Source organism: Diaminobutyricibacter sp. McL0608, assembly GCF_039613825.1.
GTDB lineage: Bacteria > Actinomycetota > Actinomycetes > Actinomycetales > Microbacteriaceae > Diaminobutyricibacter.
Window position 1 is genome coordinate 3588560 of the sequence record NZ_CP154826.1, and the last position, 21696, is coordinate 3610255.

Below are 21696 nucleotides of genomic sequence, written 5' to 3' on the forward strand. Positions count from 1 at the left end.
CCGTGCATGGCTGGCGCGTCCGGTCGGCACTCAGAGAGAGCCGAAGCTGTCGTCCTCGATGTTCGAGTCGGATTCCACGGTCGCGGCGTTTTCGGAGGCGCCTTCGCCTCCGACGTCGATCTGCGTCCAGACCACGGGCATCCCTGGCGAGAACAGAATGTCGACGCCCGGACCGGAACGCAACGGTGGGATGTTGACGTAATCCCCGCCGGCCTGCACGGCGGCCTTGATCTTCTCGCGCAGCTCGGTGACGGGGTCGGGGAGGAAGTAGTCCTTTCCGTCGACGGTGAGCCTGTTAACAATCACGATTCGTCCGTTCCCTCGTTCACTCGTCGTCCCGCGAAGCCGACTGTACGCTCTCCACCGGTTCGTCGACGATGCGCAGGCCCGTGACACTGTTCGCGGCCTTCAACAATGCTTCCACCCAAGACCTGTTTATCGGGCCGCGTCTGCCAGCCTGGTAGGTGAACCGCAGCGGGATGGTCGGGCTGATCCAGATGGCGTTCGATCCGCTGCCCTTCTCACGCTCCACATCCCACGAGAACACGAAGGGCTCTCCGCGCCGAAGCTTGGCGACGATCGCCAGCTGCAGGTGCGCCAGGACTCGATCGTCGAATTCATCCGTCGACGTCGACCCGCCGTAGTACAGAGTTCCCATCAGTCGGCTGCCGGTTCCGGGACGGCGCGAAGCCCACCGGTGCTGTTCGCGGAGTCCATCAGGGCTTCGCTCCACGCCCGGTTCAGTACCGGTCGTTTACTGCCCACGTATTTGAAGTGCAGAGGGATGGACGGATTGATCCACACCGCTGTGTGTCCGCTGTCATAGGGTCCCTCACTGTCCCAGGAAAGGAGGAACTGCTCGTTTCGGCGCAGTTTGGTGGTGATCACCAGCTGAAGGTGAGCCAGCAGGCGATCGTCGATCTCGAGAGTTGCGCCGGGCGAACCGTACACAAGACTGCCCATTTCATGGCTCCCTTCATTGCCGGCTCATCGTGAGGCTGAGGCGGCCTGGAGCCACCGTGGCGGATTGATCATATTCGACTGACAGACTCGCCTCCGCGTTTCCGTTCAGTCGTCGTCGCTCGCCCCCATCGTGCGGAGCGCCTCGCGAGCGGCGCTCGCCACATCGGCGGACGATGGTCGTGCTGCCGGGTCGCGGTCGGTCATCCTGCGAATCAGGCTCTGCCATTGCGTCGGCACGGTACTCGGTATGTCAGGATCCGCATCGAGTCGCTGTATCGCGGATGCGACTGCCGATCCGGGAAAAGCGCGCGCCCCGGTGAAGCATTCGAGGAGCACGAGCCCCAGCGAGTAGATGTCCGACGCCGGAGTGAGTGGTTTGTTCAGGGCCTGTTCGGGGCTGAGATAGGCGGCGGTTCCCATAGTGCGATCGACCTCTTGCGGTGTGAAGGAATCGATCGCGATGCCGAAATCGGTGAGCTGCGCTCGAGGGCGGGAGAACCGCGTGCCGTAGTCGACGAGCATGATGTTGGACGGGGTGACGTCGCGATGGATGACGCCCCGGGTGTGCACGTACTCGAGCGCTTCCGCGACCTCGAACCCGACCTCGCCGATGCGACGCGTCGACATGGTGCGGTTCTCCATGCCGGTCCGCAGAGTATCGCCGTCGACCAGCTCCATGACCAAGAACGGCCGCGGGTCGTCAGGTGTCGAGTGATCGACACCCGCGTCGAGGATCGAGACGACACCGTGATGCCGGAGACTCGCGAGGACACGCAGTTCGGCCCGGAAACGGGCCTCGTACTCGTCGCGGCCCGACGCGAACAGCTTGAGTGCGACCTCGCGGCTGAGGTTCTCATCGGTGGCCAGGAAGACCAGCGAGGACCCACCACGAGCCAGGAGCCGTTGGGGCCGGTAGCGGTCAAGCAACAAGGGTGCGTCGATCTGCTGCCGGCTCATGCCACCGCCTCTCCGAGCACAAGCAGGTCGCGGGTCGCCCTGGTGTTCTATTCTCATACACCTGTTTCGGCCCGGAGACCAGCCCATCCGTGTGGTCGCACGCAACGCATACGCTGGTGCCCGCGCCTCGCATTGTGCGGAGCCTGATTGAACCCGAATTAGCCGATGACGCGTCCTCTGGCCGCGCATGGTTGGAGAATCATGGACACGAGTGCGAACGCCGCAACGGCGGCGGCACGAGCAACAGTCAACAATCCCGGCCTGCGGTTGCTCGCACGGATCGGCTACGTGGCCTCGGGCGTTCTGCACGCTTTGATCGGGCTGCTCGCGATCGCAGTAGCGCGCGGCGCTGCCGGCACGGAGGCGGACCAATCCGGTGCGTTGGCTCAGGTGGCCCAGACCCCTGGCGGCGTCTTCGTTCTGTGGCTACTGGTGATCGGATTGGCTGCCCTGGGCCTCTGGCTGGTCGTGAGCGCCTTCTTATCCCGCATGGGTGACCCGAAGAAACGAGTGGCGCACTTCGTCAACAACTTCGTGAAGGGCATCGCCTATATTGCCCTGTCCTTGACAGCGCTGGTCTTCGCGCTCGGCGGCTCGACCAGCAGCGCGTCGAGCACCGGCGACCTCAGCGCCCGCCTGATGTCCTCCCCTGGTGGAATATTCGCTATCGCAGCAATCGGCGTCGCCATCGTCGGCGTCGGCGCCTACTTCCTCGTCAAAGGCATCGGCCGTGGGTTCAAGAAAGACATCACGGTCCCTCAGGGCAGGGCAGGCAGAGTCGTCGTCGTCCTGGGAATCTTCGGCTACGTCGCAAAGGGCATCGCTCTGGGAGTGGTTGGAATTCTCTTCGTCGTCGCAGCAGCGAGCGCGAATCCGGCCAAGGCGGACGGCCTCGATGCCGGATTGAAGACTCTCGCGGCCCTGCCATACGGCTTCGCGATTCTGATCGTGGTCGGCGTCGGCCTCATCGCCTACGGGGCGTACTGCATCGTCCGCGCCCGATTCGCGCATCTCTGAGCCCACGATAAGCAGCCTGGTCGATTGCCACGCGATTACAGATAAGAGGTAGCGTGCCCACATCCAACCCCCAGCCTCGAGCGGCCGTCGTCTACAACCCGACAAAAGTGGACGAGGCCGAGATCAGACGGGCGATCGCCGACGAGCCCGGGTCGGCGGGATGGGCGCCGACCTTGTGGATTGCGACCACCGAGGACGATCCCGGATCAGGTCAGACGAAGCGCGCGCTGGCCGAGGGTGCCTCTGTCGTGCTGGCGGCGGGCGGCGATGGCACCGTGCGCGCTGTGGTCGAAGCTCTGGCCGACACCGACGTTCCCTTGGCGATCCTGCCCGCCGGCACGGGCAACCTGCTCGCCCGGAACCTGGATCTGACCATCGACGATTTGGCCGAGTCCGTACGAATCGCCTTCACGGGCGCGGATCGGCGCATCGATGTCGTCCGTATCGATATCCGCCGAGAGGACAACGCGATCACCCACCATGCCTTCGTCGTCATGGCCGGCCTGGGACTCGACGCCAAGATGCTGGCCAAGACCGACGAGGAGTTGAAGGCGCGAGTCGGATGGCTCGCCTACGCCCAGGCGATCATCCGCGCCTTGCGCGATTCGCACCAGCTCCGGCTCCGGTACTCGCTCGACGGTGACAAGCAACAAGCCGTCCGTGCGCACACACTCATCGTCGGGAACTGCGGAACCCTGACCGGAAACATCGTCCTTCTCCCCGATGCCGAAGTCGATGACGGACTCTTCGACCTTGTGATGATGCGACCGCAGGATCTCCTCGGCTGGCTTCAGATCGTCGGCAAAGTGTTCTGGGAGAACGGGGTGCTCCGCCGCACCGAGGTCGGGCGACTTTTCACAACGAAAGACGTCCACGCTCTCCGCTACCTCAGGGGCAAGGAGTTGCGCGTGCGCTTCAGCAAGCCGGAAGAGATCGAACTCGACGGGGACGGCCTCGGGTATGCGACCGCCATCAAGACGTGGATCGCGCCGGGCGCCCTCGCCGTGCGCCTGCCGAACCAGACATCCTGAGTTCTGAACCGTTCAGTCGAGACCGGCGGCGATCACTCCGCGACGCCGACGACGGCGCCGGCTTACGGCTGGGATCGTGCTGCCTCGTGCTCCCACCCATAGACGATCGCCTGGTCGCCGCCACCCCGTTTTGCGGCGTACATCGCCTGGTCTGCCAGCCGGATGAGGTGGTCGATCGACTGACCGGCAACATCAGCGTCGGTGATTGCGATGCCAACACTCGCGGTGATGTCCATCTCCGGGGGAAGGCCTACGAAAGGTTCGGCGATCGCTGCCCGGGCGCGGTCAGCGAGTTCGATCGCATCCGCTGTCCCTACGACGTGGAGCGCCGCGATGAATTCATCGCCGCCGTACCGCGCGATCGAGTCCTCCTGACGGAAGACGGTGCGCAGCCTGTCGGCGACTTCTTTGAGCACCGCATCGCCCGTTTCGTGTCCGAGGCGGTCGTTGACGTTCTTGAACCCGTCGAGGTCGACGAAGAGCACGGCGATCTGATCCGCGGGCGTGTGTTGCGCCTGCTGGAGGTTCTCGTCGAAAAGGCGCCTGTTGGGCAGCCCGGTCACCTCGTCGAGCATCGCCGCCCGGCGCAAGCGCGCCTCCAGCCTCAGCCGCACGAGGACCTGTCCGGCGAGCTGTGCCAGCGCTTCGGCCAACGGCACGGCCTGGTCGTCGAAGGTTCGGTGCTGGTCGAAGTAGCAGACGAATGCGCCGAACGGGGTCCCGTCTTCGATGATCGGCGCACCGATGACGGAGTACACGCCGGCCCGCCTGAAGATGTCTCCCAACCCGAGGCCGGGTACGACCGCGTCGGCCTCATCGGGTGTCTCCACCGTCACCACATATCCGAGTTGCACCGTCACCCTGGCGCGCGGCGGAGCGCTGTCGGGCCAGACGTCAGCCAGCCGGTTTTCGCCGGCGACGAGCGTGTAGTTTCCCGCCTCGCCGGTGTGCACGCTGCACGCGTTGGCGTTGAAGGCGCGACGGGCGGTCTCCGAGAGAAGCTCGCCGAGCTCCTCCTCTGATCGCGTGTTCGCGAATGCGACGGATGCGGAGAGCAGCAGTTGCAAGCGCTCGCTTTCCCGTCGACCGAGCGCGCGGGTCTGGTCTCCTACCGCTGAAAGCTCGGGATCGAACGCCACGATCGTGCGCCCTTCCGAGATTCGGACGGCACGGATCACCACGGAACTCCGGGTCTCCTGGTACCCGTGGGTGGAGGAGGCGAGGCGGATGCCGCCGGGATTGCCGGTAGCGAGTGCCGCAGCAAGCTCGTCATCGTCGACGCCGAGTACGTCCGCCAATGGCATTCCAACCAGCGTTCCGGTGCGCAGGCTAGCCCAGACTTCCAGCGCAAGGTTCGCGTCTTCGATGACGCGAGAGGGGTCGATGAGGGCGCGCGGGAATGGTTGCATCCGCGCGACCTCGTCGCGCAGGGTGGGCTTCACCTCTGTGGCTTCTCGTGGTGCATGTCTTGAGCGTGACGGTTGGGCGCGAAATCGTCAAGTTTGCAAGTATTAGTGGTCCTGGTCGATTCGGCCATCAGAGACCAACATCACGTCCAGGTCGGCTTTGGTCGTCGGGCGTGACAGTAGGAATCCCTGCCCACGGTCGCAATCGAGCGCACGGACCCGCTCCAGCTGCTCGACGGTTTCAATGCCCTCCGCGACCAGGCGCATCCCCCGCGCCTTGCCGAACTCGACCGCGCGGGCCAACTCTTCGCTGTCGTCGCCCACGGGTTCCTGCACGAGAGCCTGATCGATTTTCAGCTCGGTTGCCGGCAACGCGATGACTTGCTCGCGCGAGGAGTAAGCAGCGCCGAAGTCATCAACAGAGATGTTCACTCCGAGCTCGCTCAGGTCGCGGAGGGTGTCAGCCGCCTCCGGGACGTTTGCGAGCGGTGTGGACTCTGTCACTTCCAACGTCAGCAAGCGCGGAGAGAGGGAGAGATCCTTGAGCAGTCTGGCGACCGTGTCCACGATCTTTCTGGAGCGGAGCTGGAGAATGGAGACGTTGACGGCGACCTCGATCTCGTGGCCCCGTTTCTGCCAGTCTCGGGCGGCGTCGCAGCCGATCCGCAACATCGCATCGCCGATCCGGTCGGCCAGACCCAGACGTTCCGCCATCGGGATGAACTCCGACGGCGAGATCACGCCGAAGTGAGGGTGGATCCAACGACTCAACGCTTCCGCAGCAACTATCGCACCGGTCGCCAGAGAATACTGCGGCTGGAACAACGCGACGATCTCACCTCGTCCTGCGGCCCCCGGAAGGTCACGTTCCAACTGGGCGTAGTGCTCACCAGAACGCACCATAAACCTCCCGCATCTATCCGTTTCGCCCAGTCTTGCGTAAAGTCCGGGACGGGCTGGGACCCTTGGCGAATCACGTCGGGTGGTATAAGGTGAGCGGTTTCGTGGCGTGACGAGAGCGGTGCGGATGCTCGCACAGCACCCGCACCTAATGGAATAGACGCCATTTCGGTCGATTCCTTACGCGACGGCCTTAACCTCACGGTTCGCGAGTGAGCCGAGTGCGCAGCGCGCGACCGAGGTCCGCGTCGACGCGCGTCCAATACTCGAGAGCTCGCTCCCGAATCCCCGCGCTCCTGATTCCGGCGAGCGCGACCGCGACCGTCTCGCGGAATCGTGATCTCGCGTCATCCGAGAACACGTCACGATAGAGCGTCCCCGCCTGACCGAAGTCGTCGTCTTCGGTGTGGAGGGAGGCCGCGCATTGCATCAGGGCACCGTCGGACTCCCAGCCGCCGGCGCCCGCTCGCGCCTCGTCCGCCATGGGACCAGCGAACGAGTTCGGGGCGTAGACGGGCGACGCAGCCGGCTTGTGGCTGTGCCGCGCCTGCCCGTCCTGCGTGTAGCCGTCCGCGGGCGAGAGCGGCCGGTTCACCGGCAGCTCGGCATAGTTGGTTCCGACTCTGTAGCGTTGCGCATCTGGGTACGCGAATACGCGAGCCATCAGCATCCTGTCCGGGCTGATGTCGATGCCGGGAACCAGGTTGGCCGGAGAGAAGGCCGCCTGTTCGATCTGCGTGAAGAAGTTCTCCGGGTTCTCGTTGAGGGTGTGGATGCCGACCTCGATGAGTGGGTAGTCGGCATGGGGCCAGACTTTCGTGAGGTCGAACGGATTGAATCGGTAGGTTTTCGCGTCCTCGTAGGGCATCACCTGAACGAACATCCGCCACTTCGGGAAGTCGCATCGTTCGATCGCCTCGTACAGGTCGCGCCGGTAGAAGTCCGCATCGGTACCGGCGATCGCTTCAGCGAGTCCTCCATCGAGTTCTTCGTTTCCCTGTAGCGCGTGGAAATGGTACTTGACCCAGAATCGTTGGCCCGCAGCGTTGATCCATTGATACGTGTGCGAGCCGTATCCCGGCATGTGGCGCCAGGAACGCGGCAGCCCCCGGTCACCCATGAGATAGGCGACCTGGTGGGCGGACTCGGGTGACAGCGTCCAGAAGTCCCACTGCATGTCGGCGTCGCGGAGACCCGAGCCGGGCATCCGCTTCTGAGAGTGGATGAAGTCGGGAAATTTCATTCCGTCGCGGACGAAGAACACCGGGGTGCTCTCGAAGCTTCAGATCGGCGACGAGATCTACATCCAGACGAAAGCCGGCTGGTACACGTATGTCTTCAGGAATTTCCAGTTTGTCCAGCCCAAGGCCGTCGACGTGCTGCTGCCCGTTCCCGCCCATCAGCGGACCATTGCTCGGGACAGGCTGATCACCATCACGACCTGCAATCCGCCGTTCCACGCTGCGGAGCGACTGATCGCCTACGGATCGTTCCAGTCCTGGCAGCGACCCACCGACATCCCCGCACCGATCGCCTCGATCGTGAACGCGCAGAATTGACCTGCGGAAACGGAGTCCCCATGTACGGCGCATTCTGGCGCATCCTCCCCGGGCCCGCCTGGGTCCGGGTCCTCGCGATCATCGTTGTCGTCACGATCGTTCTCTTCTCATGCGTGACCTGGGTCTTCCCCTGGATCGACAGCATGCAGAGCGCCGGAGAGGGAACGGTGGGGCAATGAAGACGACCACGCTCATCGCCGTGCTCCTGGGAACCGGTTCCCTGATCGGGCTGGCGGGGTGCGCGGCTCCCGTCCCGGAAGAGCCCATTGCCACGCCGGCCTACTCCGCGAGCCCCGCGCCTACTCCGACGAAGACTCCGCTCGGGGTCAAACACGCCCTTTTCGACGAGACCAACCTGCGCACCAGCAACACCTCCCCCACCGGGGCGGCCTTCCTGGCTGGGCTGGAGGCGGCGGGCTTCGCCGCCGACACGCTCGAAGTAACCACCGACGTGACGAGCGTCGGACTCAAGTCGCCCTCCATCCAGTTCGCAGCTCTCGTGGATTCGACCTGTCTGATCGGCCAGTACGGGCCGAACGGCACCGGCTACCGCAGCATCACGGCCGCGCCGATCTCGACCGGCCGCTGCCTCATCGGTGCGCCTGGCGGTCCATCGGCCTGAAACCGCATACAAGCTCATTGATCCGTTTCGCGTTATGAAACGCGCTTGCCAATGTCCATTCGGGTAGAACGCTGCATTCGGTGACCTCATCGGCAATCGGGCCGAGGTGTCCCCGTGCGCTCTGGCGTTCCCGACCGGAGGCAAGAAATGAACGACAGTACGAGGTCAGCCCTCGCCCATCCACGCCGGCGAACATCGCACGGGAGGCAGATGATCGGCGCTGTCACGGCGGTGGCCCTAACGCTCGCGACAGCGCTTGCCGGCGCCATCCCGGCATCTGCTGCCACGGGTTCGGTCACGACAGGGATGATCACCCTTGACGGCTCCAGCCCGATCAAGTCGATCGCAGTCAACGCTGAACTGCGGTCACAGCTCAACTCATCCGACCCGTCGCTCGGGTTCGCGTACTTCAATGGAGAACAGGGTGGGGCGTCCGGCACAGCTGTCTGGGCCGTCCTGCCCGACAACACTTTGACGGTCACCACGAATGCCGTCCAGACGTTCGGGGGGACGGGCACGCCGGCAGATCCATTCTGGATTCAGACGACGCGGACAGGGGACAGTGCCGCGGTCACCAAGCGCGATTCCTATGTCCTCGGCGATGACTTCGTGAAGACGGAACTGAGCTATGCGAACCTTTCGGCGACATCGGCGAATGTCGCCTTGAACTCGTATGCCGACTGCATGCTGAGCGGATCGGACGTGGGGGTGAGCGAAGTCGTCGAGGGGAGGGCTTCGTGCAAGGCGACGGCCACCGGTCCGTACATCTCGTTCGTGTCGGCTGAACCGGATGCGACCTTCGCGGCCGGCCAATACACCGACGTGGCCCAACGTGCGGTGGCCTACGCACCGCTTCCGAACGGTTGCGTCCCCGTCACTGCATGCACCGATCCGTTCGACAACGGCATGGCCGTATCTTTCCGCGTTTCGGCTGCGCCTGGCGAGACCGTGACGAAGACGTACTACTCCACCTACTCGGCAACCCTCGCTCTGGCGAAAATCGTGCCCGCTGTGTCAGTCTCACCATCGAATCTTTTCGTAGGCGACGACGTCGTCTTTTCGCTGAGCCTCACCAACGAGGGCCCCTCCGACGCCACCAACTCCAGGGCGATTTTCCGGCTCCCCCAGGGGTTCGCATTCACAAGGGCTTCCGGTGACGGCACGTATGACAGCGCCACCGGAACGTGGTCAGTCGGCGACCTGTCGCTCAGCGCCGGGTCGAACATCCAGATCACTGCACGCGCCACAGCCGCTGGCCAATTCTCCGCGGGAATCGCATCCGCCGGATCCGACGTGATGAATCCAGCGCCGTGCAGCACCATGGGCGGCCCCAACTGCGGCGCAGTTCAGACGCTCACGGTGAACCAGGCCCTCGATCTCTCACGGTCGACCCTCGACCTGACCCCGACAACAGCCGTCGCAGACGGCGCCTCGTTCGCGACCGCGACGGTTCGGCTCTTCGACACCGTCGGCGACCCCCTCACCGCTCCACACACGGTCACTGTCTCGTCCGGCATCGGTACCGTGGGTACCGTCAGCCGTAACGCCGATGGCTCATACAGCGCACAGGTGAGTTCGACTGCTCTCGGTCAGGGAACCGTTGCATTCACTGTCGATGGCGCGACCGGTCCGGTGACCAAGCAGATCAGCTTCGTCGCGGGTGCTGCCGACCTCGCGAAGTCGACGATGTCGGTGAGCAGCGGAACCCGCGTCGCTGACGGCGTCGAGACCCACACGATCACCGCCTTGATCAAGGATGCCTCGGGCCATCCTGTCCTCGCGCAGTCGAGTGCTCTCACGGCCGGAACGACATCATCCTTGGGTCGGGGCGCCATCACCTCGTTCAGTGAAACCACACCGGGTACCTACGTGGCGTCGATCACCTCGACGGTCTCCGGACCGAAGAACATCTCGGTCGCACTTGGCGGAGCAGACCTCAACCCGTCCGGAAACGTTACGGCGAACTTTGTCGCCGGCGAAGCCGATCTTGCCGACCCGGGCACCCGGTTCAGTGTCTCGGGGGGAGCGAAGGTCGTCGGGGCCGAGACCCACAAGGTCACTGTGACCCTGGTCGACGCGGAAGGCAATAACGTCGACGGTCAGGCCGGCGCGCTGACCGCTGCGACCACAGAGGAGCTCGGCCTCGGAGGAGTCGGATCCTTCACGGAGATCTCGCCGGGCACGTACACGGCTGACATCGCATCGACCGTGGCCGGGCCGAAGTCGATGACCGTGAAACTGGGCGACCGCGAAATCACTGGTGGCGCGAATACAGTGGCGGGGTTCATCGCGGGTGCCGTCGATCCGGCCAACAGCGACACCGGGTTCACAGTGTCTTCGGATCCGCGCATGATCCCCGATGGGACCCATGAAGTGACCGTGACCCTTGCGGACCGGTTCGGGAACCCGGTGGCCGGCGCAGCCGACCTGCTTTCGGGAACCAGCTCTGAGAGCCTCGGCACTGGTGCGATCTCGGTCTTCGAAGAAGACCCGGATGCCCTGGGCATCTACCACGCGACGGTGACGTCATCCGTCGCCGTGGTGGCTGTGATCGCGATCACGCACGACGGCACCGCTCTCGTGGCGCGGGGCAACGCTGAGGCGCGATTCGTCGCGGACATCGCATCCGTCGTGACGCCGCCTTCACCGACGCCCACCCTGACCGAAGGGCTGGCTCTGACCGGCTCAGAGGTATATCTGCCGGCCGGAATCGCTGCGTCTGCGATTCTCCTCGGCGCGCTCGGGCTCCTCTCGATGATTCGCCGACGCAGGCAGCATTCGTAGCCTGCACGCGAGCGGACAGGGCCTTCACGCATTCGCCGTGGAGGCCCTGTCTCTTCAGCCGCGCTGCTGCACGACCTCGGATGGGGATAGAGGCCCTCTACCCCGCCCGAGCACCAACGCTCGAGATTAGGTATCAGAAGGAAAGCGACGCATATGTCCACCATGGAATTTGCAGGAAAGAAGCTCGTCGTGGTCGGCGGCACAAGCGGGATGGGATACGCCACGGCCGAGCGAGTAGTAAAGGGCGGGGGTGAAGTTGTGATTATCGGACGCGCCACGCAGAAAACTGCCGCAGCCGTCGACTCGTTGAGTCAATACGGATCTGTTGAGGGGATCTCCGCCGATCTCTCTGACCCCGACGATGTCACCCACCTCCGAGAGGAACTGACAAGCAAGCACGCTGATGCAACACTTCTCGTGAACTCAGCCGGAGTCTTCGCACCCCAGAAATTCCTTGACCACACTGAGTCCGACTACGATCGCTACCTCGGACTCAACCGGGCCACCTACTTCATCACGCAGACGGTCGTCACGAATATGATCGCGGCCGGCAAGGGCGGCTCCATCGTCAACATTGGGTCCATGTGGGCACATCAGGCGGTTGCTGCCACCCCCTCTTCCGCATATTCGATGGCGAAGGCGGGCCTCCACTCGCTGACTCAGCACCTCTCGATGGAACTCGCCACCTACGGTATTCGCGTGAACGCCGTTGCCCCTGCGGTAGTGCGTACACCGATTTATGAGGGATTCATTCCCAAAGATGAGGTGGATGCAGCCATAACAGGCTTCGACTCCTTCCACCCCATCGGCAGGGTTGGAACTCCCGACGATATCGCCTCCGTCGTGGCTGTTCTCCTCTCCGATTCGGCAGGATGGGTGACCGGCGCCATCTGGAATGCGGACGGCGGCGTTATGGCTGGACGGAACTAGGGCGTGGATCACCAGATTCCTGAGCGGTCCACGCTGCAAGTTGGGTTCGCGACGTGAAACCCAGTTTGGCGAGGCTGTTCGCAACGTGTCCCTCTGCTGTTCGTCTCGATATGACCAATCGGTCGGCTATGTCCTTGTCGGTCAGTCCCTGTCCGACGAGAGAAGCGACCTGGCTCTCACGTGCGGTCAGCACCCCGGTTGCCCCTGGTCTGGACGCCGATCGAACCGGGAGGGGCGCGTCGAGCGCGTACGCGATTCCCTCGGCAAAGGTGAGCGATCTGCCCCGGGCGAAGGCGGAGTCATACGTTTGCGCGCCGAGCATTCGCCTCGCCTCGGATTCGATCTCAGCGCGAATCGAAACGCTGCCGGGGTAGGCGGAGGCGAGGGCACCGGCCGGATTCGGCACGAAGTGTGTGGTCCCAAGAAGGGTCGCCGCCCGGCGGTAGTCCTGAAGGCGTAGTGCCACACTCGCCAGCAACTCTTCGACCACCCCAACCCCGATGGGGTCATCGAGATTCTGGGTGAGACTCAACGATTGACGCATCAACATCGTTGCATTCCCAAACTCGTTCCGCCCTGCCGCGTGATTGCCGGCGCCGACCAGGAGAAACGCGGTCTCGTACGAGTCCCCGGCTTCTATCCCCCGATCCACCAGCGCTTCACGCATCCGGGCCGCGATGTCGGCGTGCCCAACGCGGTCGTGAGCGAGCGAGACCTTCTCTTCGCAGTTCGCCCGCGCGGGAATCAGGTTGGTGCCCCCTTGAACGGCGAGCGACACTTCGAAGTCGGCGAGGGCTTGTTCCGGATCCCGCGCCATCGAGGCCCGCATGTCGTAGACCCATGCAATGGAGAACCGGTCACCGAACCGTTCTGCGAGCTCAGCAGCCAGCGCCAAACGCGCAAGCCCCCGGTCTGCGTCTCCCCGGACGACGTCGAGACCACCCTGCAGCGTCATCAGTTGGCTGATCTCCGGTGTTGGCGGAACGTCGAGGTCGAGAACGCGGGCGGCCCATCGTCCGAACTCGGCGCTGCGCCCGTGCGCCTGCCAGACCACGCGCCACGCGGTCATCAGCAACGTCGCGGCCCGCGCGCCGTCCCCATCGTCGATACAGAATTCGAGGGCCGCCCGGATGTTCGGCAGGTCCCGTCGTGTCAGGGACAGCCAGTATGCCTGGTTCGGCCCATACCAGTCGGCCTCGAGTGCAGCCAGGCGGTGCAGATTCCAATCCCGGTGCAGCAACCGCGCCGCCTGGTGTTCCTCTGCCGAAGAGATCTCCAGCCCGAACATCCAAACGGTCTCGAGCATGTCGTAATAGGCGACCCCACCTGACTGTCGACGCGTGATGATCGACTTCTCGAGAAGAGATTGAGCAACATCGAGAGCCGAATCTCCGCCTGGCAAGCCTGCGGTCATCCACTCCGCCGACTCAAGGTCCCACCCTCCGGCAAAAACGGACATGCGACGCCACATCGTGCGCTCGACCTCTGTACACAACTGATAGCTCCACGCGATGGTCGCACGCAGAGTCCGTTGCCGATCCGGCGCATCCCTGTCCCCCGCAGCAAGAAGCGCGAGAGGCTCAGCGAGACGATCCAGCATCTGAACCGGCGTCAGCACTGTGACTCGCGCGGCGGCGAGCTCTATCGCCAACGGCAGTCCGTCGAGTCGCCGACAGATCTCGGCGATTGCTTTCAGATCGGCAGGCGTAGGGCGAGGCAGGACCGTCGCACAGCGATCCAGGAACAGCGCCACGGCCGGCGGCGTCACCCCCCGACCCTCTGACGACGTAACGAGAGGTTGCACGACGAAGACCGATTCGGCGCTGATCCGCAGCGCCGCGCGACTCGTCGCCAGAACGGTCATGCCGCGACAGTCGTCGAGGATGCGCCGCACGAGTCGAGCGCTTTCATCGACAAGGTGCTCGCAATTGTCCAGCACCAGAAGGCCTCGCTTGGAGGTGAAGTACCGTGAAAGCGCCTCGTACTCGTCGGGCGAGCGGCTCTGCAGCTCCAGCACCCGGCACACTTCATCTGAAACGAAGCCGGCCGCCACGTCGCTGAGATCGATGAACCACGCGCCATCCGCATAGACACGGCTCACGCTCTGCGCAAGCCGGACAGCGAACCGGGTCTTGCCGACCCCGCCCGAGCCGACAAGTGTGAGAAGCCGCGTCGAACCGAGCGCGGCGCGCGCCGCCGCCAATTCCGCTCTCCGGCCGAGGAACGAGGAATACTCCTGTGGAAATCCGCCGGCGCGGGGCACATCCTGTGTGCTCATCTTTCGAACGCCAACCCTCCCGAAACGCCTACCTTCAGTCTGATCGCCTGACCCCCATCACTCCAATAGACAGAACCGATTGCCAACGCGACAAGCTCCCAGACTCACGACACCCACCTGCCGGAAAACCCTGTCATGTACCTGTGCGGACCCATCCCATTCATGAAACACGTTCGCGAGCAGGCAATCACAGCTGGAGTCCCGGCCAAGAATGTGCACTACGAGGTATTCGGGTCCGACGAATGGGCCGCATCAACATGAAACGAGGACGTGTACGTCGACCATGACCTTCACAACCCGGTGCGTGACGACATCCGGCTGGCCGGAAGCCACCTGATAGGTGATGATGTCGCTCAACGGCAGCCTCACCCTGGGACCGCGGTGAAAGCCTGGGCGGGCGACCCATCGCAGGCGCTGACCGACAGCGGCCCGAACGAGGCGGGAGCTGTCAAGCACAACCCGTTGGATTCGTTGACGAACTGAAAGGCACCCGGCGATTCAAGCTGAGGTTCCCACCGCTGCGCGGGATTAGAAGGATCGTTGACTTGCACGATCACAGCCCCATCGGGGTCGGCCGCCACGTTGAAGTTCGAGACAGCGGTTCGGATCGCGACGAGCGTGCCCGCGAGCGGATCGAGTGTGAACAACTGAAAGTCGGTGCCCGATCCGAAGCAGACGTAGGTGCCGATCGGTGAGCCGGGAGGCGCGTTCTTTCCGGCCGACACATCGACACACGCATCCTGACCGGACGGCATGAAGCTGTACCAGGAACTACTCAAGGTCGAGAGCGGAAACATCCAGGCGCTCGTTACGTCTGAAACAGAAGTGGCCGAAGCGCTGAACGAATGCAGCACCAGGCGGGCTGCCAGCTGCGCTTGAAACGACTGGGCTCCACTGCTCGACGCCGCTGCCTGACGCGTCGCTACGGAACTTCGGACGCAGTAATTCGATTCACGCCTGAGCGCAGTCGTCGCAGTCTCCCCACTAAGGAGAATCCTCGGCTACCGGTCGAGCAAGTATGGGATGGTGGGAGCGGGTTCCCCGAACGGGATGAACCAGTCGTCGACGCTCTGTCCGGTTTCTCCAAGAACGCCTGGGGCTGGCAGGTCGTCGGCGGGTCCGTTGTAGAGGAGCTCGTGCTCGAGATCCTCGAAGAATGCCCCCTCGAGCAGCCCGCGCCAGCCTGGGGCGATATCGAGCTCGTGCAGGTCGACGATCACCTCGACCTGGTTCAGCAGCAGTCGGATCGCGAGCTCTTCCGCCACGCATACGGGTGGGATCCACCCGGCCGTGAGCCGGCCGGTGACCGCGATCGCGGCGGCCAAGAACCGGCGGGTGAACCGGACGTCGTACTGGTCGACCAACGCCGGGGGCAACTCGGGCAGTACCCACAACACGTCAGCGTCGAACTGATCGAACTGGTCGATGTCGTCGACGTCGACCGCATCCGCTCGTTCCAGAACGGCAAGGTCACTGAACACGTGATCGACCAGCACGATCGACGCCGTCCATAACGCCCCCTGCAACCGGCGCCGGGATCCTTCGGCCCGACGTTGGCCGAGCTCGTCGCCCGGCGCGGCCGTCACATACAGGGCAAGCACCGAGGCCGCACCCGGCACCCGGTCGGCATCTGTCTCGATTTCGTCCACCCGAGCATCATCCCGCACCTCCACCGTCACTGGCGGTTCCCTCGCAGGGCCTCGTTCCGTGAGAGCGCTGCCCAGCTCAAGCGCGCGGGAACGGAGCGCGCATCGAGACGAAAGGCTCCCTCTTTCAGAAGCGTCGAGTTTCGCTGATGACCGCCGTCTCAGCCGCGACCGTCTGTGGCCATTGGCGGGCAGGTGCCGCGCGCGGTGGTGAGCAACTCGAAATGCCAGATCTCGTTCGCGTAGGCCTGGCAGAGACCCCAGCGTGAGCCGAAGCGGTTGAGGAAGTCCATCGCATCTGCTGTCGCTATGTCCACGGCGTGACCGGAGACGTGAGCGGAATCGGTGCCGCGCCTCACCCATCTCTCTGCTTCCTGTTCGCTGCCGTATTTCTGAACGGCCTGGCCGAAGAGGAAGTCTTGATACTGTTTCGACCGCCACCCGTCGGTGATCGTTATCGAGATTCCGCGTTCGTCTTCTGCAGCCGTGTCCGCGGATCGGAGGGCCGACAGCAACGCCGGATCCAACCTGGTGATCGCAGGCTTATCGCTGTTCAGCGTGAGCGTGTCGCCGTTTGGTATGTAGCCGTCAGAGTCGGTGAGCCCGGCCGGGGTCGACACCGGCTGGAGGGTCTCGGCCAGTTTCGGTCCAGCGACACACGCGGCCAGTGAGACGGTGAGCGCGAGCGCGCTCACGATCACGATGGCGCGGGAGGCGCGGGAGTGTTTCATCGGAGCGGTTCCTTCGGTTCGTCGGACATACGGGGAGTGGGTGTCGCGCGTCATTTCGACAGCGCCCAGAAGTGGCCGACGGCTCCGGGATGATCGACCGTGATCGTCTCGTCGAGGTCGCGGTAGTCAGTGTCCACGTTGTGACCGACCATCTTGATCCGGATCGTGGAGCCGGCCCTCGACTTGGCCGAGACGATCTGAACGTGGTCGAGGGAGTTGTTGTCGTCCCAGTCGAACATCACGATGTCGCCTACCTTGATCCTGTCGCGATGGTCGAGCCCAAACTGTGTGATGCCGAGCTGCGTGGCGTTGGCGCGGAGATAGTCGTCCATCGCCGGGACATAGCCCCAAGCCGGACTCCACTGATCAGCAGCATTGTGGTTGAACCACTGGGAGTTCATCTTCCAGCCGCGGGCGATCAGGGTTTGGCTGACGAAGTTGGCGCAGTCGCCGCCGACCGGGTTGAGATCGCCGTACTCGGCGGTGTTGTAGTCGTTCCAATGCGCCATCGCGTAGGCGAGCTGCTTGGCGGTGTTGTCAGCAGCTGACTGCGTGGTCCCGGTCACCACCGCTTCGGTTCCGGACATTGGCGTATCTCGGTGGAACCCGGCGCCGGAGCAACCGGTCAAGAGCAGTCCGACGCCGATCGCGGTGACGGACGCCAAGCGGCGGGAAAGAAGGGGGCTCATGGAACTCCTACAGATTCAGTCGGAAGAGGGCTAGGCGAAATCGCTGCGCGGCTTGTGATCGGCGGGTGCGACCAGCAGCGCGTACATCAACACGAGGATGACGACGATGCGTCGAAGCCGGAAGAAACCCACTCAATCGAGACTGCCCGGACGGGAACCCATCGGCATCGGCCCGAGGGACACAACCACTAGTACCCGGGGAGCCCAATTTCTAGTACTTGAGGACAAGCGGAACACCACGAAAAGCGAAACCACACCGGCACCGCGAATCGTCGCGATGGGCTGGCTTCATGAGGTCGGCAGTCTCAGGACTGGTCGTCCATCCGGACTCGCCGTCGCGGTTTCAGATCAGGTCGTGCTCGTAGGCGAACACGACGATCTGCACGCGGTCACGCAAGGCGAGCTTGCGCAGTATCGATCCGACGTGCGTTTTGATGGTCGACTCGCTGGCAAACAGTGCTCGTGCGGCTTCCGCGTTGGATGCTCCGCGAGCCACGACCGCGAAGACCTCGAGCTCCTTCTCGGTGAGGGTGGCGAAGGCGGCCGGGGTGGGTGTGCGCGAGTGGAACTCTCCGTCGAGGAGGGTCGTGAGGTCCTGCGGAGCGAGGACGGCGTTGCCTGCGTGCACGGTACGGATGGCGTCGATCAGCAGTGCGGGGGTCGTGTCCTTGAGGATGAACCCGCTGGCGCCGTATCGGATCGCCATGGCGGCGCGATCGTCGAGATCGAAGGTCGTAAGTACCAGCACGCGCAGGGGATGCGTGCGAGCCTGTACTCGTTCAGGCAGAAAGATACGCCGGGTGGCCTCGACACCGTCGAGGTCGGGCATCCGGATGTCCATCAGCACGATGTCAGGTGACAGCGAATCGACAAGCGCGACGGCCTGTTCGCCGTCGCGGGCCGACCCGACGACCTCCATACCGTCCTGAGCATTGATGATCACGCGCACGCCTTCGAGGAACAGATCCTGGTCGTCGACGAGGGCGACGCGGATAGTCTCACTCATCCTGCGAGCCTAACCATGGGTGCGGTTCGCGCGCAGGGGCAGCGACGCCGCAATTGTGAAATCGGCCCCGTCGCCCAAGTCGGGCGGGACGTCGAGGACGCCGGCAACCGACTCGAGCCTCCGGCGCATCCCCTCGATGCCGCTGCCTCCTGTCGCGGTCATGAGCTGCTGATCGGCGGCGAGCTCATTGGTCACCGAGATGACGAGCCGGTCGCCCCACTCCCGAGAAACCGTGATCGGGCCGCCCCGGCGGCCGTGCTTGATCGCGTTGGTGAGCATCTCCTGGAGAACACGGAACGCCACCGCTCCCAGTTCGGGTGGCAACGGTCGCGGCGTACCAATGGTCTTCGTTTCTATGGCGTGACCGCTCGTCAGGGTGGTGGTGATGAGTGCGTCGAGATCGCTCTGGTGCGCTGCTCCTTCGAGTGAGAGCACGGCGCGCACCTCATGCAGCGACGAACGCGCGGTGGTCGCGATGTTCGCCATCGCCCGCTTGAGGGCTGCCATGTCGGCGATGTACTGGCCCGATTCTGCCTGCGCGAGTATCACGGTGAGCGAGTGGCCCACGACGTCGTGGACATCGCGGGCGAGGCGGGCTTGTTCTTCGCGCAGCACCGCGACTTCGGCCATACGGGCTCGGTCACGCTCGGCGACCCGTACCGCCGTCTCCGCCTGTTTTTGCGAACGTTGCGATATCCGGGCGGCCGACCAATACCTTGCGGCCAGCCCGACTATCCAGGGCACCGTGAGCAACCCGGCGATGAGGGGCAGCACGACGAGCTGCCAGGGAATGTTGTTGTCAGCCAGCAGAATGAGAAGGTTGCGCGCGACCCGCGTCGTCCAAAAGCCTTGGGCGAGCGCGGTGAAATAGGCGACACCCAGGACAGTTGCGAGAGGGATCGACAGTCCGCTGGCCCACAGCAATGCTCGAGAACCCCAGCGCGCGAGCCCGAAGACGACGCCCGCGATCGCAAGCTCGACCAGCATGAGGTCGGTTGTGGTGAGGCCCTGCACGATGAGCATGCCCCACAGGATCGACAGCGACCACCATCCCGCCCGTCGCACCAGCGCAACCGCGGCCGCCGTTCCGATCACCACCAGCAGCGACACCCCGTTGCCGTACCCGGAGGCGAGACTGCCGAGCGCCTCCCAGAGCCCGAGGATCAGCACGACGACCCCTGCGGTCACGTCGGGCGCCCACGAGCGAGCATCGAAAGTGCGCTTCATCCAAGCAACATTACGATCATCGCCGGCACGACGCCTCAGCCGAAAGAACCGACTCCGCTGGCCTCAGGTACAGGGTATGAGACGGGGCTCAAGGGCCGCTGGCCTGCGCCGCCGTGCCCGATCGATCGACGGGATCAGTTCGCGCGTCGCGATGAAGTTGCATTGGCTTGCGGTCGGGCGCGCCGGGGAAGAGAGCCGGTTCGAGGTGGGTCCGTTATGTGCAGGCATCCACGATGGTCTAACAGCAGAGGACCGCGGTGCGCCGCCGCTGGTCCGATCGAGTGACGAAGGGATCCCAGTGACTACAGCCAGTTCACCGAGCGAGTCGAGTGTTCCGATCGCGAGGCGGGTTTCGTCGCATTCCGAACGATTTGTCGGCACTGATGGGAAGGTGATTCTGGCTCGGTGCGACTGTGTGATCGGGCACGATCACACCTTTGCCGAGTGGGTCGACTTCACACGCAGCGAGGCCTGACGCCCACTGAGTTGCGGACGTCTGCGTCACTCAGTCACGACCCAACATGCCCTCGACCAGCTCGGAGGGCGTGACCTGGTGGTGTGCAGCCCGGCGATTCAGCTCTTTACAGGCGCGGCGGGTAAGGGCCAGTTCAACCCAGACGGGGTCCGAAAGGTCAGCCGGTTCCGGCAGCGGCAGCCTGAGCAATGGCGTAGTCATGAGCAGGTCAGCGTTGTCCGCCGGAACGATGACGATCCCGTCTTTGCTCCTTCGGGCGATAATTTCTCCGCGGAAGATGAGCTTGAGGATTTCGTGGTCCGATGCTTGCAACAGGTAGCCGGTCTGGCGAACCGAGAGCTGCTTGGGAAGCTTCGCGATGTATTCACCGATGATCACCCGCCGGAGCGAGTTCAACGCTCTATGGGCCTGCTCAGCTGACACATGTCCGATTGGTTCTGACATCTTCTCCCACCTCGCCGCTGCGATCGTCTCGTGCGGCATCGAGCTCTTCGCTTTCCGGTGCCTCACACCTTAAGGACCGGTTCCGGGGACATTTGTAACGTGCGGATACAACGGCAAATCACTGACGGAGGCACAGGATTTCGTGCTCGAGGCGGCGGCCCTTCTTCTCCGCGGGTCGCACAGGGGCGGTTTCCGCGTGACAACTCGCCGCCCCACTCGTCTATTAAGTGAGCCGTTCGCCACACTTCACCACGATCACCGTTCGGCCAGAGAGCTGCCGATGCAACCTTCCACCTTCATACTGTTCCTGACCGGTGCCGTCCTCCTCAGCGCGGGCGCGGCCGCGGCCTTTATCCACGGTTATCGGTTCAGGACGCTCCCGGATCCGCGCCTGGGTGACGATGGTGCCGAACGCGACATCACGGGTGAGCTCAACGAGCAACTATTCACACCCCCGCTCCTGACCTGCTCGTCCGCTCCGACCGGCGAACCGGCCCTCGACCTGGTTCTGCGAACAGCGGCGTCGTGCTCAACATCGAACGAGGCGTCGTCCCTCGTTCCACCCGATCTCCGTCCATTCGTGCTCGCCGAGCCGATTGGTTCGGCGACGACCCTCAAACTGCCCAGACCGGGGGAACACCAATGACAGCAACGGGCTTGCGAGGGGTACGCCGGGCAGCGGCCCAACTTCCGCGTATTTACTGGGATTGCGGGCCATGCGGGTGTAGTTCAATGGCAGAACTTCAGCTTCTGCCACCCGGGATTGCACAGGATCTTACTCGATCTCTAAACCCCAATGATCAGGGTTTTTCTACTATTGTGCTTCTAACCCAATCACGGCTGAAACTCGTTGAATCACATTCAAAGCGGTGAGTAAACGGTGAGCGACGCGAGTCCAGTACCGGTGCTTCCCCGCACGTTGAATCGTTCGAGTATCGCTGTCGAGTCGGGCACCTGCACCACCCGTGGAAGGTAGGACTGCTCCGTCGTCGCATACGTCGAGAGACCCAACTGGTGTTGCGCCCGCTCGA

Annotated in this window: 22 protein-coding genes and 2 pseudogenes; 9 read left to right on the top strand and 15 right to left on the bottom strand. The window is 63.9% G+C overall.

Going from position 1 to position 21696, the window contains the following annotated elements; all coding sequences use genetic code 11:
- Positions 1–30 precede the first annotated feature (30 nt).
- From AAYO93_RS17030 to AAYO93_RS17045, 4 genes are all read right to left on the bottom strand, one after another.
- Positions 31–306: a hypothetical protein gene (locus AAYO93_RS17030; RefSeq protein ID WP_345762360.1), complete on the bottom strand. Its 276-nt coding sequence runs from the start codon at positions 304–306 to the stop codon at positions 31–33.
- A 19-nt stretch (positions 307–325) separates the two neighbouring features.
- Positions 326–658, bottom strand: coding sequence for an ATP-dependent DNA ligase (locus AAYO93_RS17035; RefSeq protein ID WP_345762361.1), 333 nt, complete (start codon positions 656–658; stop codon positions 326–328).
- Positions 658–963 carry a hypothetical protein gene (locus AAYO93_RS17040; protein ID WP_345762362.1) on the bottom strand — a complete coding sequence of 102 codons (306 nt, stop codon included), beginning with the start codon at positions 961–963 and terminating at the stop codon, positions 658–660. The genes AAYO93_RS17035 and AAYO93_RS17040 overlap by 1 nt, the downstream gene beginning before the upstream one ends.
- Before the next feature lie 105 nt (positions 964–1068).
- The gene (locus tag AAYO93_RS17045; protein ID WP_345762363.1) at positions 1069–1920 is read right to left on the bottom strand and encodes a serine/threonine-protein kinase; all 852 of its coding nucleotides are present in this window, start codon (positions 1918–1920) and stop codon (positions 1069–1071) included.
- Positions 1921–2121: 201 nt separating this feature from the next.
- Between AAYO93_RS17045 and AAYO93_RS17050 the strand changes: the two genes are divergently transcribed.
- Both AAYO93_RS17050 and AAYO93_RS17055 read left to right on the top strand, forming a co-directional pair.
- Complete coding sequence (locus tag AAYO93_RS17050) at positions 2122–2937, top strand: DUF1206 domain-containing protein (RefSeq protein WP_345762364.1); 816 nt, start codon at positions 2122–2124, stop codon at positions 2935–2937.
- 53 nt (positions 2938–2990) lie between these two features.
- Entirely contained in the window at positions 2991–3968 is a 978-nt protein-coding gene (locus AAYO93_RS17055; RefSeq protein WP_345762365.1) for a diacylglycerol/lipid kinase family protein, read from the top strand.
- 62 nt (positions 3969–4030) lie between these two features.
- Here the strand turns inward: AAYO93_RS17055 and AAYO93_RS17060 are convergent, their stop codons facing one another.
- From AAYO93_RS17060 to AAYO93_RS17070, 3 genes and pseudogenes are all read right to left on the bottom strand, one after another.
- Complete coding sequence (locus AAYO93_RS17060) at positions 4031–5410, bottom strand: GGDEF domain-containing protein (protein WP_345762366.1); 1380 nt, start codon at positions 5408–5410, stop codon at positions 4031–4033.
- Positions 5411–5479: 69 nt separating this feature from the next.
- A complete protein-coding gene (locus tag AAYO93_RS17065) occupies positions 5480–6277 on the bottom strand; it encodes an EAL domain-containing protein (protein WP_345762367.1) in 798 nt (265 codons plus the stop codon).
- Positions 6278–6473: 196 nt separating this feature from the next.
- Positions 6474–7547: pseudogene (locus AAYO93_RS17070) on the bottom strand (catalase); the annotation flags it as partial.
- Here AAYO93_RS17070 and AAYO93_RS17075 point away from each other — a divergent pair.
- From AAYO93_RS17075 to AAYO93_RS17095, 5 genes are all read left to right on the top strand, one after another.
- A complete protein-coding gene (locus tag AAYO93_RS17075) occupies positions 7498–7833 on the top strand; it encodes a sortase domain-containing protein (RefSeq protein WP_345762368.1) in 336 nt (111 codons plus the stop codon). The pseudogene AAYO93_RS17070 and the gene AAYO93_RS17075 overlap by 50 nt on opposite strands.
- A 20-nt stretch (positions 7834–7853) precedes the next feature.
- Complete coding sequence (locus AAYO93_RS17080; RefSeq protein WP_345762369.1) at positions 7854–8012, top strand: hypothetical protein; 159 nt, start codon at positions 7854–7856, stop codon at positions 8010–8012.
- Positions 8009–8455 carry a DUF6993 domain-containing protein gene (locus AAYO93_RS17085; RefSeq protein ID WP_345762370.1) on the top strand — a complete coding sequence of 149 codons (447 nt, stop codon included), beginning with the start codon at positions 8009–8011 and terminating at the stop codon, positions 8453–8455. Before AAYO93_RS17080 ends, AAYO93_RS17085 begins: the two co-directional genes overlap by 4 nt.
- 210 nt (positions 8456–8665) lie before the next feature.
- Positions 8666–11239 carry an invasin domain 3-containing protein gene (locus AAYO93_RS17090; RefSeq protein ID WP_345762371.1) on the top strand — a complete coding sequence of 858 codons (2574 nt, stop codon included), beginning with the start codon at positions 8666–8668 and terminating at the stop codon, positions 11237–11239.
- A gap of 153 nt (positions 11240–11392) precedes the next feature.
- On the top strand, positions 11393–12169 hold the full coding sequence (locus AAYO93_RS17095) for an SDR family NAD(P)-dependent oxidoreductase (protein ID WP_345762372.1): 777 nt from the start codon (positions 11393–11395) through the stop codon (positions 12167–12169).
- Here AAYO93_RS17095 and AAYO93_RS17100 read toward each other — a convergent pair.
- Positions 12150–14432, bottom strand: coding sequence for an ATP-binding protein (locus tag AAYO93_RS17100; RefSeq protein WP_345762373.1), 2283 nt, complete (start codon positions 14430–14432; stop codon positions 12150–12152). The genes AAYO93_RS17095 and AAYO93_RS17100 overlap by 20 nt on opposite strands.
- A gap of 150 nt (positions 14433–14582) precedes the next feature.
- Between AAYO93_RS17100 and AAYO93_RS20235 the strand changes: the two are divergent.
- Positions 14583–14708, top strand: a pseudogene (locus AAYO93_RS20235) (hemin transporter); the annotation flags it as partial.
- A 104-nt stretch (positions 14709–14812) separates the two neighbouring features.
- On the opposite strand, the gene AAYO93_RS17105 reads toward AAYO93_RS20235, so the two are convergent.
- The 7 genes from AAYO93_RS17105 to AAYO93_RS17135 form a co-directional block, all read right to left on the bottom strand.
- Positions 14813–15244, bottom strand: a complete 432-nt coding sequence (locus AAYO93_RS17105; protein ID WP_345762374.1) for an RICIN domain-containing protein — start codon at positions 15242–15244, stop codon at positions 14813–14815.
- A 204-nt stretch (positions 15245–15448) separates the two neighbouring features.
- On the bottom strand, positions 15449–16096 hold the full coding sequence (locus tag AAYO93_RS17110; RefSeq protein ID WP_345762375.1) for a hypothetical protein: 648 nt from the start codon (positions 16094–16096) through the stop codon (positions 15449–15451).
- Positions 16097–16254: 158 nt separating this feature from the next.
- Positions 16255–16824, bottom strand: coding sequence for a M15 family metallopeptidase (locus tag AAYO93_RS17115; RefSeq protein WP_345762376.1), 570 nt, complete (start codon positions 16822–16824; stop codon positions 16255–16257).
- A gap of 50 nt (positions 16825–16874) precedes the next feature.
- On the bottom strand, positions 16875–17513 hold the full coding sequence (locus AAYO93_RS17120; protein ID WP_345762377.1) for an amidase domain-containing protein: 639 nt from the start codon (positions 17511–17513) through the stop codon (positions 16875–16877).
- Positions 17514–17856: 343 nt separating this feature from the next.
- Positions 17857–18519, bottom strand: coding sequence for a response regulator transcription factor (locus tag AAYO93_RS17125; protein WP_345762379.1), 663 nt, complete (start codon positions 18517–18519; stop codon positions 17857–17859).
- Positions 18520–18528: 9 nt separating this feature from the next.
- Positions 18529–19746 (bottom strand): sensor histidine kinase, encoded by a 1218-nt coding sequence (locus AAYO93_RS17130; RefSeq protein ID WP_345762380.1) that lies wholly within the window; start codon positions 19744–19746, stop codon positions 18529–18531.
- Between the two features lie 505 nt (positions 19747–20251).
- Entirely contained in the window at positions 20252–20665 is a 414-nt protein-coding gene (locus tag AAYO93_RS17135; RefSeq protein ID WP_345762381.1) for a hypothetical protein, read from the bottom strand.
- 280 nt (positions 20666–20945) lie between these two features.
- On the opposite strand from AAYO93_RS17135, the gene AAYO93_RS17140 reads away from it, so the two are divergent.
- Entirely contained in the window at positions 20946–21311 is a 366-nt protein-coding gene (locus AAYO93_RS17140; RefSeq protein ID WP_345762383.1) for a hypothetical protein, read from the top strand.
- The last annotated feature ends 385 nt before the right edge of the window (positions 21312–21696 follow it).

Excerpts from the sequence above, each read along its gene's own strand:
- AAYO93_RS17035 (WP_345762361.1), bottom strand. The coding sequence starts at position 658 with ATGGGAACTCTGTACTACGGCGGGTCGACGTCGACGGATGAATTCGAC.
- AAYO93_RS17040 (WP_345762362.1), bottom strand. The coding sequence starts at position 963 with ATGGGCAGTCTTGTGTACGGTTCGCCCGGCGCAACTCTCGAGATCGAC.
- AAYO93_RS17045 (WP_345762363.1), bottom strand. The coding sequence starts at position 1,920 with ATGAGCCGGCAGCAGATCGACGCACCCTTGTTGCTTGACCGCTACCGG.
- AAYO93_RS17050 (WP_345762364.1), top strand. The coding sequence starts at position 2,122 with ATGGACACGAGTGCGAACGCCGCAACGGCGGCGGCACGAGCAACAGTC.
- AAYO93_RS17065 (WP_345762367.1), bottom strand. The coding sequence starts at position 6,277 with ATGGTGCGTTCTGGTGAGCACTACGCCCAGTTGGAACGTGACCTTCCG.
- AAYO93_RS17075 (WP_345762368.1), top strand. The coding sequence starts at position 7,498 with ATGAAGTCGGGAAATTTCATTCCGTCGCGGACGAAGAACACCGGGGTG.
- AAYO93_RS17080 (WP_345762369.1), top strand. The coding sequence starts at position 7,854 with ATGTACGGCGCATTCTGGCGCATCCTCCCCGGGCCCGCCTGGGTCCGG.
- AAYO93_RS17085 (WP_345762370.1), top strand. The coding sequence starts at position 8,009 with ATGAAGACGACCACGCTCATCGCCGTGCTCCTGGGAACCGGTTCCCTG.
- AAYO93_RS17090 (WP_345762371.1), top strand. The coding sequence starts at position 8,666 with ATGATCGGCGCTGTCACGGCGGTGGCCCTAACGCTCGCGACAGCGCTT.
- AAYO93_RS17095 (WP_345762372.1), top strand. The coding sequence starts at position 11,393 with ATGTCCACCATGGAATTTGCAGGAAAGAAGCTCGTCGTGGTCGGCGGC.
- AAYO93_RS17105 (WP_345762374.1), bottom strand. The coding sequence starts at position 15,244 with ATGTTTCCGCTCTCGACCTTGAGTAGTTCCTGGTACAGCTTCATGCCG.
- AAYO93_RS17115 (WP_345762376.1), bottom strand. The coding sequence starts at position 16,824 with ATGAAACACTCCCGCGCCTCCCGCGCCATCGTGATCGTGAGCGCGCTC.
- AAYO93_RS17120 (WP_345762377.1), bottom strand. The coding sequence starts at position 17,513 with ATGAGCCCCCTTCTTTCCCGCCGCTTGGCGTCCGTCACCGCGATCGGC.
- AAYO93_RS17125 (WP_345762379.1), bottom strand. The coding sequence starts at position 18,519 with ATGAGTGAGACTATCCGCGTCGCCCTCGTCGACGACCAGGATCTGTTC.
- AAYO93_RS17130 (WP_345762380.1), bottom strand. The coding sequence starts at position 19,746 with ATGAAGCGCACTTTCGATGCTCGCTCGTGGGCGCCCGACGTGACCGCA.
- AAYO93_RS17135 (WP_345762381.1), bottom strand. The coding sequence starts at position 20,665 with ATGTCAGAACCAATCGGACATGTGTCAGCTGAGCAGGCCCATAGAGCG.
- AAYO93_RS17140 (WP_345762383.1), top strand. The coding sequence starts at position 20,946 with ATGCAACCTTCCACCTTCATACTGTTCCTGACCGGTGCCGTCCTCCTC.